Origin of the sequence: Streptosporangium becharense, assembly GCF_014204985.1 — a bacterium.
Lineage (GTDB): Bacteria > Actinomycetota > Actinomycetes > Streptosporangiales > Streptosporangiaceae > Streptosporangium > Streptosporangium becharense.
On the sequence record NZ_JACHMP010000001.1, the window covers coordinates 3329511 to 3342184 of the forward strand.

12 protein-coding genes and 1 tRNA gene are annotated in these 12674 nt (G+C 69.2%); 6 read left to right on the forward strand and 7 right to left on the reverse strand.

All coding sequences use genetic code 11. The features are described 5' to 3' along the window. The first annotated feature begins 3 nt into the window (after positions 1-3). The gene (locus F4562_RS14350; protein WP_184537755.1) at positions 4-198 is read left to right on the forward strand and encodes a helix-turn-helix transcriptional regulator; all 195 of its coding nucleotides are present in this window, start codon (positions 4-6) and stop codon (positions 196-198) included. After that, a complete protein-coding gene (locus tag F4562_RS14355) occupies positions 198-1637 on the forward strand; it encodes a tyrosine-type recombinase/integrase (RefSeq protein ID WP_184537753.1) in 1440 nt (479 codons plus the stop codon). Before F4562_RS14350 ends, F4562_RS14355 begins: the two co-directional genes overlap by 1 nt. A gap of 85 nt (positions 1638-1722) precedes the next feature. Here F4562_RS14355 and F4562_RS14360 read toward each other — a convergent pair. Continuing rightward, positions 1723-1807 (reverse strand) — tRNA-Tyr (locus F4562_RS14360). Between the two features lie 296 nt (positions 1808-2103). Between F4562_RS14360 and F4562_RS14365 the strand changes: the two genes are divergently transcribed. The 4 genes from F4562_RS14365 (at position 2104) to F4562_RS14375 (ending at position 4685) form a co-directional block, all read left to right on the forward strand. Next, the gene (locus tag F4562_RS14365; protein WP_184537751.1) at positions 2104-2598 is read left to right on the forward strand and encodes a YajQ family cyclic di-GMP-binding protein; all 495 of its coding nucleotides are present in this window, start codon (positions 2104-2106) and stop codon (positions 2596-2598) included. 254 nt (positions 2599-2852) lie between these two features. Beyond that, entirely contained in the window at positions 2853-2999 is a 147-nt protein-coding gene (locus tag F4562_RS36645; RefSeq protein WP_221206098.1) for a DUF6203 family protein, read from the forward strand. 100 nt (positions 3000-3099) lie between these two features. After that, complete coding sequence (locus F4562_RS14370) at positions 3100-3675, forward strand: pyridoxamine 5'-phosphate oxidase family protein (RefSeq protein WP_184537749.1); 576 nt, start codon at positions 3100-3102, stop codon at positions 3673-3675. A gap of 119 nt (positions 3676-3794) precedes the next feature. Next, a complete protein-coding gene (locus F4562_RS14375) occupies positions 3795-4685 on the forward strand; it encodes a WD40 repeat domain-containing protein (RefSeq protein ID WP_184537747.1) in 891 nt (296 codons plus the stop codon). Between the two features lie 263 nt (positions 4686-4948). Here F4562_RS14375 and htpX read toward each other — a convergent pair whose 3' ends face one another. From htpX to F4562_RS14405, 6 genes are all read right to left on the reverse strand, one after another. Further along, positions 4949-5800, reverse strand: coding sequence for a zinc metalloprotease HtpX (gene htpX, locus F4562_RS14380; RefSeq protein WP_184537745.1), 852 nt, complete (start codon positions 5798-5800; stop codon positions 4949-4951). 88 nt (positions 5801-5888) lie between these two features. Continuing rightward, a complete protein-coding gene (locus F4562_RS14385; protein WP_184537743.1) occupies positions 5889-7700 on the reverse strand; it encodes an NADH-quinone oxidoreductase subunit N in 1812 nt (603 codons plus the stop codon). Then, the gene (locus F4562_RS14390; protein WP_184537741.1) at positions 7697-9553 is read right to left on the reverse strand and encodes a complex I subunit 4 family protein; all 1857 of its coding nucleotides are present in this window, start codon (positions 9551-9553) and stop codon (positions 7697-7699) included. Before F4562_RS14390 ends, F4562_RS14385 begins: the two co-directional genes overlap by 4 nt. Positions 9554-9641: 88 nt before the next feature. Continuing rightward, complete coding sequence (locus F4562_RS14395) at positions 9642-11687, reverse strand: NADH-quinone oxidoreductase subunit 5 family protein (RefSeq protein ID WP_184537740.1); 2046 nt, start codon at positions 11685-11687, stop codon at positions 9642-9644. Next, positions 11684-12136 (reverse strand): NADH-quinone oxidoreductase subunit NuoK, encoded by a 453-nt coding sequence (nuoK, locus tag F4562_RS36800; protein WP_311733806.1) that lies wholly within the window; start codon positions 12134-12136, stop codon positions 11684-11686. Before nuoK ends, F4562_RS14395 begins: the two co-directional genes overlap by 4 nt. A 1-nt stretch (position 12137) precedes the next feature. Then, entirely contained in the window at positions 12138-12674 is a 537-nt protein-coding gene (locus F4562_RS14405) for an NADH-quinone oxidoreductase subunit J family protein (RefSeq protein WP_184537738.1), read from the reverse strand.

Genomic DNA, 12674 nt, shown 5'->3' on the forward strand with positions numbered 1-12674 from the left:
CCCATGGCCACGGCCAAGCCACGCGGGACGCTCACCCTCGCCGAGATCTGCGAGGAACTCCAGATCTCCCGATCCACCTTCTACGACTGGCGGACCAAGGGGCGTGCCCCGCGCTGCCTGAAGCTTCCCAATGGGGACCTCCGCATCCGCCGCGCCGACTTCGAGCAGTGGCTCAACACCCTGGAGAACGCCGCCTGATGAAGGACATCACCTACGACGTCCGCGTCTACAAGACCGAGGTCTACAAGGGCACGAAGGTCACGACCTACACCGTTCGATGGAAGACCGCGAGTAAGCCGCGGCGAAAAGCGTTCCGGACCAGCGCGCAGGCGGAGTCCTTCCGGTCGGATCTGGTGTCCGCCGCCCGCAAGGGTGAGGCGTTCAGCCTGGCGACGGGACTTCCGATTTCGTGGAAGCGGAAAGAGACCGCGCTCACCTGGTACGGCTTCGCGCTGGCCTATGCGGACGCGAAATGGCCGTACGCGTCCCCGAACCACCGCCGGGGAATCGCGGAAGCCCTGACCGACGCGACGGAAGCCCTGCTCTCGACGAACGCCGGAGCACCCAAGCGAGAAGAGATCCGGCAGGCGCTCCGGAGCTGGGCGTTCAGCGCCCGTATCCGCGACAGCGCCGAACCTCCGGAGGAGCTGCGATCCGTCGTGCAGTGGCTTGAGCGCAACACGGTTCCCCTCGCGGAGCTGGCCGAGGAGAACCGTGGCCCGGCACTCGTACGCGGCATCCTCGACAGGATCAGCAAGACGAAGGAGGAGAAGCCGGCCGCGGCGAACACGGCCAACCGCAAGCGCATGGTCCTGAACAACGCGATGGAGTACGCCTGCGAGATCCGCGCCCTTCCGGTGAACCCGCTCAAGAGTGTGAAGTGGACCAAGCCGAAGACGCTCACCACCGTGGACCGGCGCGTCGTGGTGAACGCCGAGCAGGCTCGCCGCCTGCTCATGGCCGTCCGCAGGCAGGGACAGCGGGGGGCGCGCATGGCGGCGTTCTTCGGCTGCATGTACTACGCCGCTCTCCGGCCCGAGGAGGTCGTAGACCTCCGTGCGGACCACCTGGTCAGCCTCCCGGAGGAGGGATGGGGGGAAATGCTGCTGACCAACGCTGAGCCGCGCTCCGGCACTCAGTGGACCGACAGCGGGAAGTCTCGCCAGCGCCGCCAGCTCAAGCACCGGGCGCAGGGAGACACCCGCCCCGTGCCGGTCCATCCCGAGCTGGTGACCCTTCTCCGGAGGCACCTGGAGGAGTTCGGCACGGCCCCGGACGGGCGGGTGTTCGTCGGCCCGCGCGGCGGAGCCATGACGGACCGCGCCTACCTCAAGGTGTTCCACCAGGCTCGTGCGGAGGCGTTCACCGAGCGGGAGGCCGCTTCCCCACTGGCCAGCGTGCCGTACGCCCTCCGGCACGCCGCCGTGTCCACATGGCTCAATGCCGGCGTCCCGGCTCCCCAGGTGGCGGAGTGGGCGGGGCACAGCGTGGACGTGCTCCTCCGCGTCTACGCCAAGTGCATCGACGGGCAGGACGCCGACGCCAAGCGCCGCATCTTGGACGCGACCAGACGGCCTGCGGAGACCGCTCCGGACGCCCCGGAAACTTCAGCACGTATTCAGCACGGGCAACCGTAGGGCGCCGCTCCCAGTCGGACACAGCCGGACACGAACGAAAGAGCCCCTCACCGCGTTTCCGCTGGTGAGGGGCTCTTTTTGCTGCTGGTGGCAGGTCCAGGGTTCGAACCTGGGTAGGCTGAGCCGACGGTTTTACAGACCGTTCCCATTGACCACTCGGGCAACCTGCCTCGTCTTCCGCTTGCGGCGGCGACAGGTAGAAGAATAGCGGACTTCCGGGCCCGATGTGACATCGACGGGAGGCGCTCCTCCACGCCCCGTTTCTCCTGGACTGTCACATCCGTCCTCTCCCGAACGAACCTCGCCCGAAGCCCCGGGCACAGGGAGCGGACAGGGGGCGGACAGGACCGGAACGCCTGCGGCTCGATCTTTGACACCGCTGTCTCGATGTTGACGGTGACCTTCGCGATGGGCCGGCGGGTGAAACGCTAGGGTCGACAAGAAAGCTAGAGAGGATAGTCGACGCATGGCCGACAGCAGTTTTGACATCGTCAGCAAGATCGACCACCAGGAGGCCGACAACGCGCTGAACCAGACGGTCAAGGAGGTCGGGCACCGATTTGACTTCAAGGGTACGGGCGCGAGCATCGCCTGGTCCGGCGGCCAGAAGGCCATCGAGATCAAGGCCAACAGCGAAGAGCGCGCCAATGCCGTCCTTGATGTCTTCAAGGACAAGCTGATCAAGCGAGGGCTCTCGCTCAAGATTCTGGACGCGGGCGAGCCCAAGCTGTCCGGCAAGGAGTACCGTCTCGTGGTCACCCTCAAGGAGGGCATCGACCAGGAGAACGCCAAGAAGATCTCGAAGATCATCCGCGATGAGGGGCCCAAGGGCGTCAAGGCCCAGATCCAGGGCGACGAACTCCGGGTGAGCTCGAAGAAGCGGGACGAACTGCAGGAGGTCATCGCCCTCCTCAAGGGCAAGGACCTGGACGTCGCCCTGCAGTTCACGAACTACCGCTAGCCAGGCGGGCCGCCAAGGCCCTGACGTGGGGGTCAGGGCCTTGCCACCCTGGAAGGGCACATCCAGGGGCACACGACCGGAGCGTGGGGTCTTCTCACGATCGGTTCCGTCTCGTGCAGACCGGTCTGCCATTCCGTCGGCGTGCCGTGTTGGCGCGTCATCTACGTCGTGTCGATGCGTCACTGACGGCGCCGGACGCTTCCGGCCGGTCGGGGCTCATGCGTGCTTCGCTTCCCGTGGGGCAGAGGCAGCCCATGAAAAGGTTCTTCAAAGTCGTGGTGGCACGCTGGCTGGCCCGTACACCGATCGGCCTGGCGGTCTTGGGACTCGGGTGGCTGCTGGGGCGGCGGCGCAGGCAACGTGCCCAGCGCCAAGGTGATCAGGGTGGACGGCGGAGATAGGCACACGTCACATGGGTTGACGTAGTCGTCCACGTCCCGCACCGGACCGTCACGTGGGCGTTATGGCCCTTACGGCAGCTGAAGGAATACCGTCCCTTTCATGGGGAAAATTCATGACCGTATCAGTGACCGGCTGCGCAAGTTCATCGAAGCGCAGCCGGTCTATTTCGTAGGGACCGCGCCCGAGCGAGGCGGTCACGTCAACATCTCCCCCAAGGGGTACGCCGACACCTTCGCCGTTCTCGACGAGACCACGGTCGCGTACCTGGACCTGGACGGCAGCGGGGTGGAGACGATCTCACACCTCCGCCAGAACGGCCGTATCACGCTCATGTTCTGCGCCTTCTCCGGATCGCCCAACATCCTCCGCCTGTACGGCACCGGCCGGGTCGTCGTCCCGGCGGACCCCGACTTCGCCCTGCTGATCAAGAATTTCGGTCCGCACCCCGGCGTCAGGTCGATCATCGTCGTCGACTGCGACCGCATCTCCGACTCCTGTGGCTTCTCGGTGCCCTTCATGTCGTATGAGCAGGATCGAACGCTGCTGGACGAATGGGCGGAACGCAAGGACGTCCAGCAGCGACGCGCCTACCGGGCGAAGAACAACCGCGAGAGCATCGACGGCCTGCCCGGCCTGTCCGCCGAGGAGACCGACCCGACCAGCCAACACTCATGAGCCGCCGGCCGACACGGTGCCACTCACGGCAAGACGGCTGGTCAGCGCGGTGAGAAGCGTACAGTAGCGCCTGTGTAACGGACGCCCTCCTCGTCGGTCCGAAGATTCTGGGGGTCTTCATGGGGTTGTTCCGCTACTTCAGCGTCTGCGTCGTGGCGGTGGTGGCCGTGGGAGCGGGCACACCGGCACAGGCGGACGATACGAGATCCCCGGTGCGCTACGCGGGGTTCGCCGGATGTGTCTGTGCCCCCTGGAAGCTCTGGCTGCGCGGCGGTGGAGTGATCAGTCTCCGCGAGGCCCGGGTGTTCTCCACCGGCAAGCAGCGAGCGCCGCTGGCCCTGTCGCCCAACGGCAGGCACGTCGCCTACTTCCACAGATCCACCGGAGCGCTGGTGGTGCAGGAGATACCGACCGGTGAGTCACACAGGGTGCCCGGCGTGGAGTGGTCGCACGACGCGCGCGTGACACGGCTTCACCTCGCCCCGGGCGGACGCTACGTGGTGCTGGGAGTCGGGCGGGACAACCGCATCGTGGACGCGCACAGCGGTCAAGCCGTGGAGGTGCCACCGGGGCTGCGCCCGTGGAGTTTCAGTCCCGATGCGAGGTTCGTGCTCATGGTGGACGACGGGTTCCGGGCCGGGATCTATTCGATGTCACCGTTCGCCGAGACGGGACGGGTTCCGGTGGGAGGCGCGCTCGGCCTGGACGGCGCGATCGTGGCCCATTTCACGGCGCGTGAGTCGGCGATCGGCCTGTGGGACGTCGTGGCGGGCAGGGCGACCGGTGCACCCATCCCGCTCCCCGCGGGCAAGACCCCGGCGCGGTTGCGTTGGAGTGGCAGCGGGCACCTCGCCGTGCAGATGGTCACTCCCCGCAGGCTCAGGATCGGCGGCGGGGCTCGCTACAACTGGTACCGCGTCGATCCCGCATCAGGCAGAACCGATCAGGTGAGCGGCTTCACCGTTCCCGGATCCGTCCACAACCCGATCGTGACGGGCCTGGCCCCCTGATGGGTCTGGCTTCCCTGACCCGCGAGCCTAGCCCCCTGATGGGTCTGGCTCCTGCCCCAAGGGGCTGGCCCCCACCTCAAGGGCCCGGCTCCCTGAAGGGTTTGGCTCCCTGCCCCGGCCGCCGGTCCTGCCCCAAAGGCCCGGCTCCCTGACCTACGGGCCCGGCTCCCTGACGAGCCCGGATCGCTGACCCGCGGGCCTGGTTCCCTGCCCCGGCCGCTGGTCCACCGGGCCGCCTTCCGTTCCGGGAGGCGGCGGTCGCCTCAACGGCGGTAGCCGGCCATGCGCTCCAACCGGGAGACACGCTCGGCCGTGGACGGGTGGGTGGAGAACAGGCGGCCGATACCGGCTCCGCGGAAAGGGTTGGCGATCATCAGATGGGAAGTGGAGGCCAACCGGCCGTTCTCCGGCAGGGGAAGCTGGCGGGTGCCCATCTCGATTTTCCGTAGCGCCGAGGCCAGAGCCAGCGGGTCACCGGTCAGTCTGGCTCCGGCTTCGTCCGCCTGGTACTCACGGGACCGGGAAATGGCCATCTGGATCATTCCGGCCGCGACGGGGCCGAGCACGATCATGAGCAGGGCACCGATGAAACCGGGGCCCTCATCGTCGTCGCCGCCGCCGAAGAACAGGCCCACATAACCCAGATAAGTGATCATCGTCGCGAGCGCGCCCGCAACCGACGAGATCAGGATGTCGCGGTTGTAGACGTGGGACAGCTCGTGCCCGATGACCCCGCGCAGTTCCCGCTCGTCGAGGATCTGCGTGATGCCGTAGGTCACGCACACTGCCGCGTTGCGCGGGTTACGCCCGGTCGCGAAGGCGTTGGGCTGCATGGTGGGCGACACGTACAACCGGGGCATGGGTTGACGGGCGGCGGTGGAGAGCTCGCGGACGATCCGGTAGAGGGTTGGCTGCTCGACCTCGCCCACCGGCCGGGCACGCATCGCGGACAGGGCGATGCGGTCGGAGAAGAAGTAGGCGACGCCGTTGGTCACCAGCGCGATCAGAACCGCGATCTGCACGCCGACGCCGCCCCCGAGCCACGCCCCCACCGCGATGATCACCGCGGCCAGTGCGCCCAGAAGGACTGCGGTACGCAGACCGTTGCGGTGCACTACACCCCCCTCTCGGTTGATGCCGGTTCAAGGTGTCCAACGTCTTCCCCCAGGTTGAACGTTCCCGGAAACGCCCAACCCGAGGTGATCAGTGTGCCGGGACGAGGTCGAACACCAGCTGCGGCGCGGCCGAGAAGGCCAGGGCGGCACCCACGGCCAGTACGACCGCCACCGCCGCGGGGACCCATCCGGTACGGCCGGCCCACCCGGTACGGCCGGCCCATCCGGTACGGCCGGCCCACCCGGTACGGCCGGCCCACCCGGTACGGCTCGTCCGCACGTCACGGTCGCCGGTTCCCGTGGCGGTACCGGTGACACCGCCCGTAGGCACCGGCACCGGTGCCGGGGTGAGGATCCGCACCGTCCAGGCGACGTAGTAGTAGAGACCGATCACCGTGTTGACCGCCATCACCACCGCCAGCCAGCCGCCTCCGCCATCGACGACCTCGCGGAACACCACGATCTTGGCGAAGAGCCCGGCCAGCCCCGGCGGCAGGCCCGCAAGACAGATCAGGAAGAAGGCCAATGCCAGCCCGGCCGCCGGGTTGTGGAACACCAGGCCGCGGTAGTCGTCCAACTCCCCGCCGCCCCGCCGCCTCGACACCAGGGTGACCACCGCGAACGCCCCGAGGTTCATCGCGGCGTAGAAGACCAGGTAGGCGATCGACGCGTTCGCGGCCTCGTCGTTCCGGACGCCGAGCGGGGCCAGGATGTAACCGGACTGGGCGACGGAGGACCAGGCGAGCAGCCGCACGGCCTGGTATTGGCGCAGAGCCAGGAGATTGCCCGCGGTCATGGTCAGCGCGGCGATGATCGCGATCAACGGAACCCAGGTGTCCGTCTGACTTCCCAGCGCAGTGACCAGGATGAGGATCAGCCCGGCGAATCCGGCGGCCTTGGAGACGACGGAGAGCAGGGCCGCCACCGGGACGGGCGACCCCTGGTAGACGTCACCCGCCCAGGAGTGGAACGGCACTGCGGCGATCTTGAAGGCGAACCCGGCGAGGACCAGCACCGCCGCCACGGTCACCACGGCGGGCAGGGCATGAGTGATCTCCGGTGAGGAACCGTAGGCGGTGTCGGCACCACCGGCGACGGCGCTCCCCCCGCCCGCCCCGGGGCCGAAGGGCTGGAGGACGCCCGCCCGCAGTCTCGACGCCATCCGGTCGAGGTAGACGGTGCCGGTCGTTCCGTACAGCAGGGAAACCCCGAAGAGCATCACCGCCGTGGAGACCACGGAGACGAGAAAGAGCTTGATCGCCGCCTCAGAGCCGCGGCCGTCGTAGCGTCTGAGCGCGGCGAGTGCGAAGACCGGCAATGAGGCCAGCTCCAGGGCGACCACCAGCATGATCAGATCCCGGGAAGCCGGTAGGGCGACTGCCCCCGTGAGCGTGCAGAGCAGCAGGAAGTACCACTCTCCGACGGGGATGTCTCCACAGGAGAGTTCCGCGGCCGACAGCAGCACCACGACGATTCCCGCGGCGAGCGCAAGCCCCGCGAAGATCAGAGCGAAGTCGTCGACCACGAACGAGCACGACACCGCGTCAACCGGGCCCACCGCCGGTCCGATGAGTGACGCGGCACCTCCACCCGGCACGGCCCCGCCTACGGCGGCGCCGCCGGCCCCAGCTCCACCCGGCACGGCCCCGCCTACCGCGGCGCCGGCGGATGCGAGCAACCCTTCGGGGACGCAGAAGGTCTTCAGCGGGCCCCCGGCGCGCATGGCCTGCGAGGCCACCACGGCCAGGGCAGCGAACGTACCGGCCAGCGTGATGGCGCCCAGCGCCGATCGGACGTGTCGGCCGCGGGGCAGGAAGGCGTCCAGGAGCAGCACGAGGGCCGCAGTGAGAGCGAGGACCAGCAGCGGTGCGACCGCGTAGTAGTCGATCGACTGGATCACGGTGCCCCCAGGAGAGCCCGGGCCACCGGGTCGGTGACGAGCAGGAGCGCCTTCGGCCAGAGACCGAACACCAGGATCAGGATGACCAGCGGCACCCAGGCGGCCAGTTCGTGACCCATGACATCGGGCATGCGATCCCGGCCCCTCTGTGGTGAGCCGGAGAGATCTCCTTGTCCCCCGGGCGTATCGGCCCTTCCGCCCTTGGCGGGCACGGCGAGGGCTTCTCTCGTACCCGCCGGGAGTCGGCCCTCGTCTCCCGCACCCGCCGGGAAGACATCCACCCCCGGGGAGGGGGCGGCCTCCGCAGAGGGGCCGACCATCGCGGGAGGACCAGCCTCCGCAGAGGGACCGGCGTCTGTGGAAGGGCCGACCGCCGGAGAGAGGCCGGCCTCCGTGGAAGGGCCGACCGCCGCGGAGCGACGGCCGGTGCCCGTGGCGGCGAGGATCGGAGCGCGCACGGTCTCGATGGGGCGACCGTGGGTGACGCGGGAAAGCATGAGCAGGAAGTAGGCGGCGGTCAACACGGCGCCGAGACCCCCCAGAGCCATGAAGGCCAGGTAGAGCGGGCGGGACAGCCCCGCCGCCGGTTGAAAGGCACCGAGGAGGGCGAGCATCTCGCCCCAAAAGCCCGCCAGCCCCGGCAGCCCGAGCGAGGCGACGCAGGCGAAGGTGAGTAGGCCGCCCAGGCGGGGCAGGCGCGCCAGCATGCCGCCGCCCAGCGCGGGCATGTCGGAGGTGCCGTAGCGCTCCTTGATCGCACCGGCGAGGAAGAAGAGCAGGGCGGTGATCAGACCGTGGGCGACGTTGCCGAACAGGGCGGCGTTGAAGCCGACCGGGGTGAGGGTGGCGAAGCCCAGGAGCACGAAGCCCATGTGACCGACCGACGAATAAGCGATCACCCTTTTCAGATCGCGCTGGGCGAGGCAGGCCAGCGAACCGTAGACGATCCCGACGACCGCGAAGGCTCCCAGCCAGGGCGCCACCGCGGCGGCCCCCTCCGGCAGGACGGGGATCGCGACGCGGGCGAAGCCGTACGTGCCCATCTTGAGCAGCACACCCGCCAGCAGCACCGAGCCGACGGTCGGTGCCTCGGTGTGGGCGTCGGGCAACCACGTGTGCAGCGGCCACATCGGAGTCTTCACCGCGAAACCGGCGGCCACGGCCAGGAAGGCGACGATCTGCACCGGGCGGGACATGCCCGCACCCCCGGCGCGGGCGAGGGAGACCATGTCCAGCGTGCCGGTCTGTGCCCAGATGAGCAGCAGACCGAGCAGGAGGACCACGGAGCCGAGCAGCGTGTAGAGGATGAACTTGGTCGCCGCCGCCCGCCGGGCCCGGCCACCCCAGATGGCGATCACGAAGTACATCGGGATGAGGACGACCTCGAAGAACACGAAGAACAGCAACAGATCCAGGGCGAGGAAGGTGCCGATCATGCCTACCTCGAGGACGAGCAGCGTGAACACCAGCGCCCGGGGACGGCTGCCGCCCCCCGACCGCAGCAACTGCCCGGGGGCGTCGGCCCGGCCCCGGCACAGGTAGACGAAGCAGAGGAAGGTCAGCAGCGTGGTCAGCACGACCAGTGGCAGGGAGATCCCGTCGACGCCCAGGTGGAACCTGAGATCGAGCCCCGGGATCCAGGTCAGGTCGGTCGGGAACTGCACCCGGACGGGGTCGTCGTAGTCGAACGCGACAGCCACCAGCAGCGACAGGACGAAGGTGACCCCGGTGACCGCCAGCGCGTGCACGCGGAGTCTTCGCCCTCCGGACGCGGTGTCCTTCCCGGGCGGGACGAGCGTCAGAGCGGCCCCGACGAGTGGGACGGCGAGGAGCGCGATCAGCACCCAGCTCATGGCACGATCACCTCGGCGGTGGCGCGCTCGGTCATGGCGGTACGGGCGGGGGCCCGGCAGGCCGCTGCCCCGCGGGGAGACTTGGAGATCATCCGAGCACCACCGCCCCGATCGCGATCAGGAGGACACCCGCCAGCAGGCCGGTGACATAGAGCTGGGCGTTGCCGTTCTGAGCCAGGCGGACCAACCCCGCCAGGCCCAGTGTCATCCGGCCGGAGCCGCGCACCGCGCCGTCCACCACCCTGCGGTCGGTGCAGGCGACGAGGCGGGCGAGACCCAGGGCGGGTTGGACGAAGAGCATGTCGTACACCGAGTCCGCGTAGAAGGCCCGCTCGCACGGCGCGCGGAAGGGGCCGAGCACACGGGCCGGGTCGGCCGCCGGGTCGGAGCGCCACATGGCGTAGACCGCACCCGCGCCCAGCAGCGCCACCCCGACGCTGAGGGCGGCGGTGTCCCAGTGGATCTCGGCTGCACCGGCGAACCCCAGCAGCAGGGCGGGGACGGCGAGCACCACGATGGGCCATCGCATGGTGGCGGGCGCCTCGCGGGCGCCACTGTGCGCGGTGGCAGGTGTCTTGCCGGATACGGCCTCGGACGCCGCCGCATGCGGGCCCGAGGTGGCCTCGGACGCGGTGGCATGCGCCGTACCGGGCATGGTCTCAGATGTGGTGCCGGACGCGTTGGCACGCGCAGTGCCGGACGCGGTGTCGTGACGGGCGCCGAAGAAGGTGCGCAACCACGCCCGGGTGGCATAGGCGCCGGTGACCGCGACCGTGACCAACGCGCAGCCGTAGAGCAGGAGGGCGACCGCGCCGGTGAGCGGCCCCGCCGACACGGACCGCTCGATGGCCACCAGCACCTCGTCCTTGCTGAAGAAGCCGCTGGCCGGGGGAAGGCCGGTCAGGGCGGCGAACCCGATCGTCATCGCGACGAAGGTCACGGGCAGCTGCCTGCGGAGACCTCCCATCGCGCTCATCAGGTTGGAGCCGACCACGTGGATGACCGCCCCGGCGCACAGGAAGAGCAGCGCCTTGAAAGCACCGTGGGTGATCAGGTGGAAGATCGCCGAGCTTCTGGATCCGGCGGCCAGCGCACCGGCCATGTAGGCGAGCTGGCTGATCGTGGAGTAGGCGAGGACGCGTTTGAGGTCGTCCTGTGCGAGAGCGGCGAGGGCGGCGCCGAGCATGCCGAGAGCGGCGAGAACCGCGAGCACGTCCAGCGTGGGACCGGCGCCGAGGAAGACCGGATAGAGCCGGGCGACGACGAAGATCCCGGCGGCGACCATGGTGGCGGCGTGGATGAGGGCACTGATCGGGGTCGGGCCCGCCATGGCGTCGGGAAGCCACACATGCAGGGGGACCTGCGCGCTCTTGCCTGCCACTCCGGCGAGGAGCAGCATGGTCGCGGCGATGATCGCACCGGAGGACATCTCCGGGACTCCGGCGACGACATCTTCGATCGCGAAGCTGCCCGCCTCGGTGCCGAGGACGAAGATGCCGAACAGGAAGCCGACGTCGCCGATCCGGGTGACGAGAAACGCCTTGACCGCCGCCCGTGAGTTGGCCCGATCTTCCCACCAGTGTCCGACCAGCAGGTACGAGCAGAGCCCCATGATCTCCCAGCCCACGTAGAGGAGCAGGAGATCAGCCGCGTAGACCACCAGGAGCATGGCGCTGGTGAACAGGCTGATGAAGGAGCTGTAGGACGGGTAGCGCCGGTCGTCGCCCAGGTAGCCGACGGAGTAGACCTGCACGGCGAGTGCGACGACGGTGACCAGGACGGCGACGGACGCGGAGAGGCCGTCGACGAGCAGACCGACCGAGATCGGCACCGATCCTGTCGGGATGACGGTGAGCTGCGCGGTGACGCCGTCGGCCGCTCCCTGGACGCCGGGACCGGCTGGAGCGAGCGGGGTGCCTCCGCCGGAGGGGGCGCCTGCCCAGATCGCGTAGGCCGCCCAGATCGCGAGGACGGTGGAGATCGCGGTGGGCACGACGGCGATCCAGGCGGCCCGGCGGTTCGCAGCGGTGTCGGCGGCCCCTCCCCGCCGACCCTGGGGGAAGCGGGAGCCGAGAAGCCCCGCGGCGGCAGAGAGGAACGGCAGGAGGATCGCGAACGCGGCGGCGGTGATCATCGTGCCTCGATCTGGGGATCGGCTCCAGCCGGGGGGGTGGGTGTGATCGGAGGGGCGGTGGTGGGTGCGGTGATGGCCGCTCCGGAGGTCTCGCCCGCCCCTGCCTCCTGCGAGGCCGGCGGGGGGGAGCCGGGGGAGCCGGTGGACTCGCCGAGGTCACGGAGACGGTCGAGGTCGACCGTCTGGCGGTTGCGGTAGAGCGCGAGGACGATCGCCAGGCCGAGACCGACCTCGGCGGCGGCGATCACGATGACGAAGAGCGTGAGGACCTGGCCACTGTGCAGGCGGTCGCGCAGCCACACGTCGAACGCCACGAGGTTGAGGTTGACCGCGTTGAGCATCAGCTCGACGGACATCAGGACGAGGATCGTGTTGCGGCGGGCGAGAACCCCGTACACGCCGATGGAGAACAGCAGCGCCGAGACGATCGCGGGGTAGACGACGTGCACGTCAGTCCCTCCCGCGGATGTCGGTGCGGGACAGGACGATCGCGCCGATCAGGGCGGCCAGCAGGAGGACGGAGAGCACCTCGAACGGGAGCACCCAGTTGCGGAAGATGCTGGAACCCAACTCTGCGGCGGCACCGGCTCCGGGTTCGAGGGGGGCATAGGCCAGGTGGAAACCGTCGATGACGACGGTGACCAGGACCGCCGCGGTGGCGATCGCCACCACGGCGGCGGCCGGGCGGTTACGGCTGTCGAGGTCGGCGGCCCTGCCGATGGGAGCGCGGGTGAGCATGATGCCGAACAACAGCAGGACCACGATCGCACCGACATAGATCAGAACCTGGACCCAGGCGACGAACTCAGCCGTGAGGATCAGATAACACCCGGCGAGCGCACCGAAACAGACGACCAGCCACAGGGCCGCGTGGACGAGTTGCCGCGTCGTCACGACGAGCAGCGCCGACCCGACTGCCACCGCACCCAGCAGGAGGAAGAGGATCTCCTGCCCGGTCGGCGGCAGATAGGACGGCACCTCGGTCAC

What these genes read in the sequence shown, in the direction of transcription:
- F4562_RS14350 (WP_184537755.1), top strand. Translation starts at nt 4, where the DNA reads ATGGCCACGGCCAAGCCACGCGGGACGCTCACCCTCGCCGAGATCTGC.
- F4562_RS14355 (WP_184537753.1), top strand. Translation starts at nt 198, where the DNA reads ATGAAGGACATCACCTACGACGTCCGCGTCTACAAGACCGAGGTCTAC.
- F4562_RS14365 (WP_184537751.1), top strand. Translation starts at nt 2,104, where the DNA reads ATGGCCGACAGCAGTTTTGACATCGTCAGCAAGATCGACCACCAGGAG.
- F4562_RS36645 (WP_221206098.1), top strand. Translation starts at nt 2,853, where the DNA reads ATGAAAAGGTTCTTCAAAGTCGTGGTGGCACGCTGGCTGGCCCGTACA.
- F4562_RS14370 (WP_184537749.1), top strand. Translation starts at nt 3,100, where the DNA reads ATGGGGAAAATTCATGACCGTATCAGTGACCGGCTGCGCAAGTTCATC.
- F4562_RS14375 (WP_184537747.1), top strand. Translation starts at nt 3,795, where the DNA reads ATGGGGTTGTTCCGCTACTTCAGCGTCTGCGTCGTGGCGGTGGTGGCC.
- F4562_RS14390 (WP_184537741.1), bottom strand. Translation starts at nt 9,553, where the DNA reads ATGAGCTGGGTGCTGATCGCGCTCCTCGCCGTCCCACTCGTCGGGGCC.
- F4562_RS14395 (WP_184537740.1), bottom strand. Translation starts at nt 11,687, where the DNA reads ATGATCACCGCCGCCGCGTTCGCGATCCTCCTGCCGTTCCTCTCTGCC.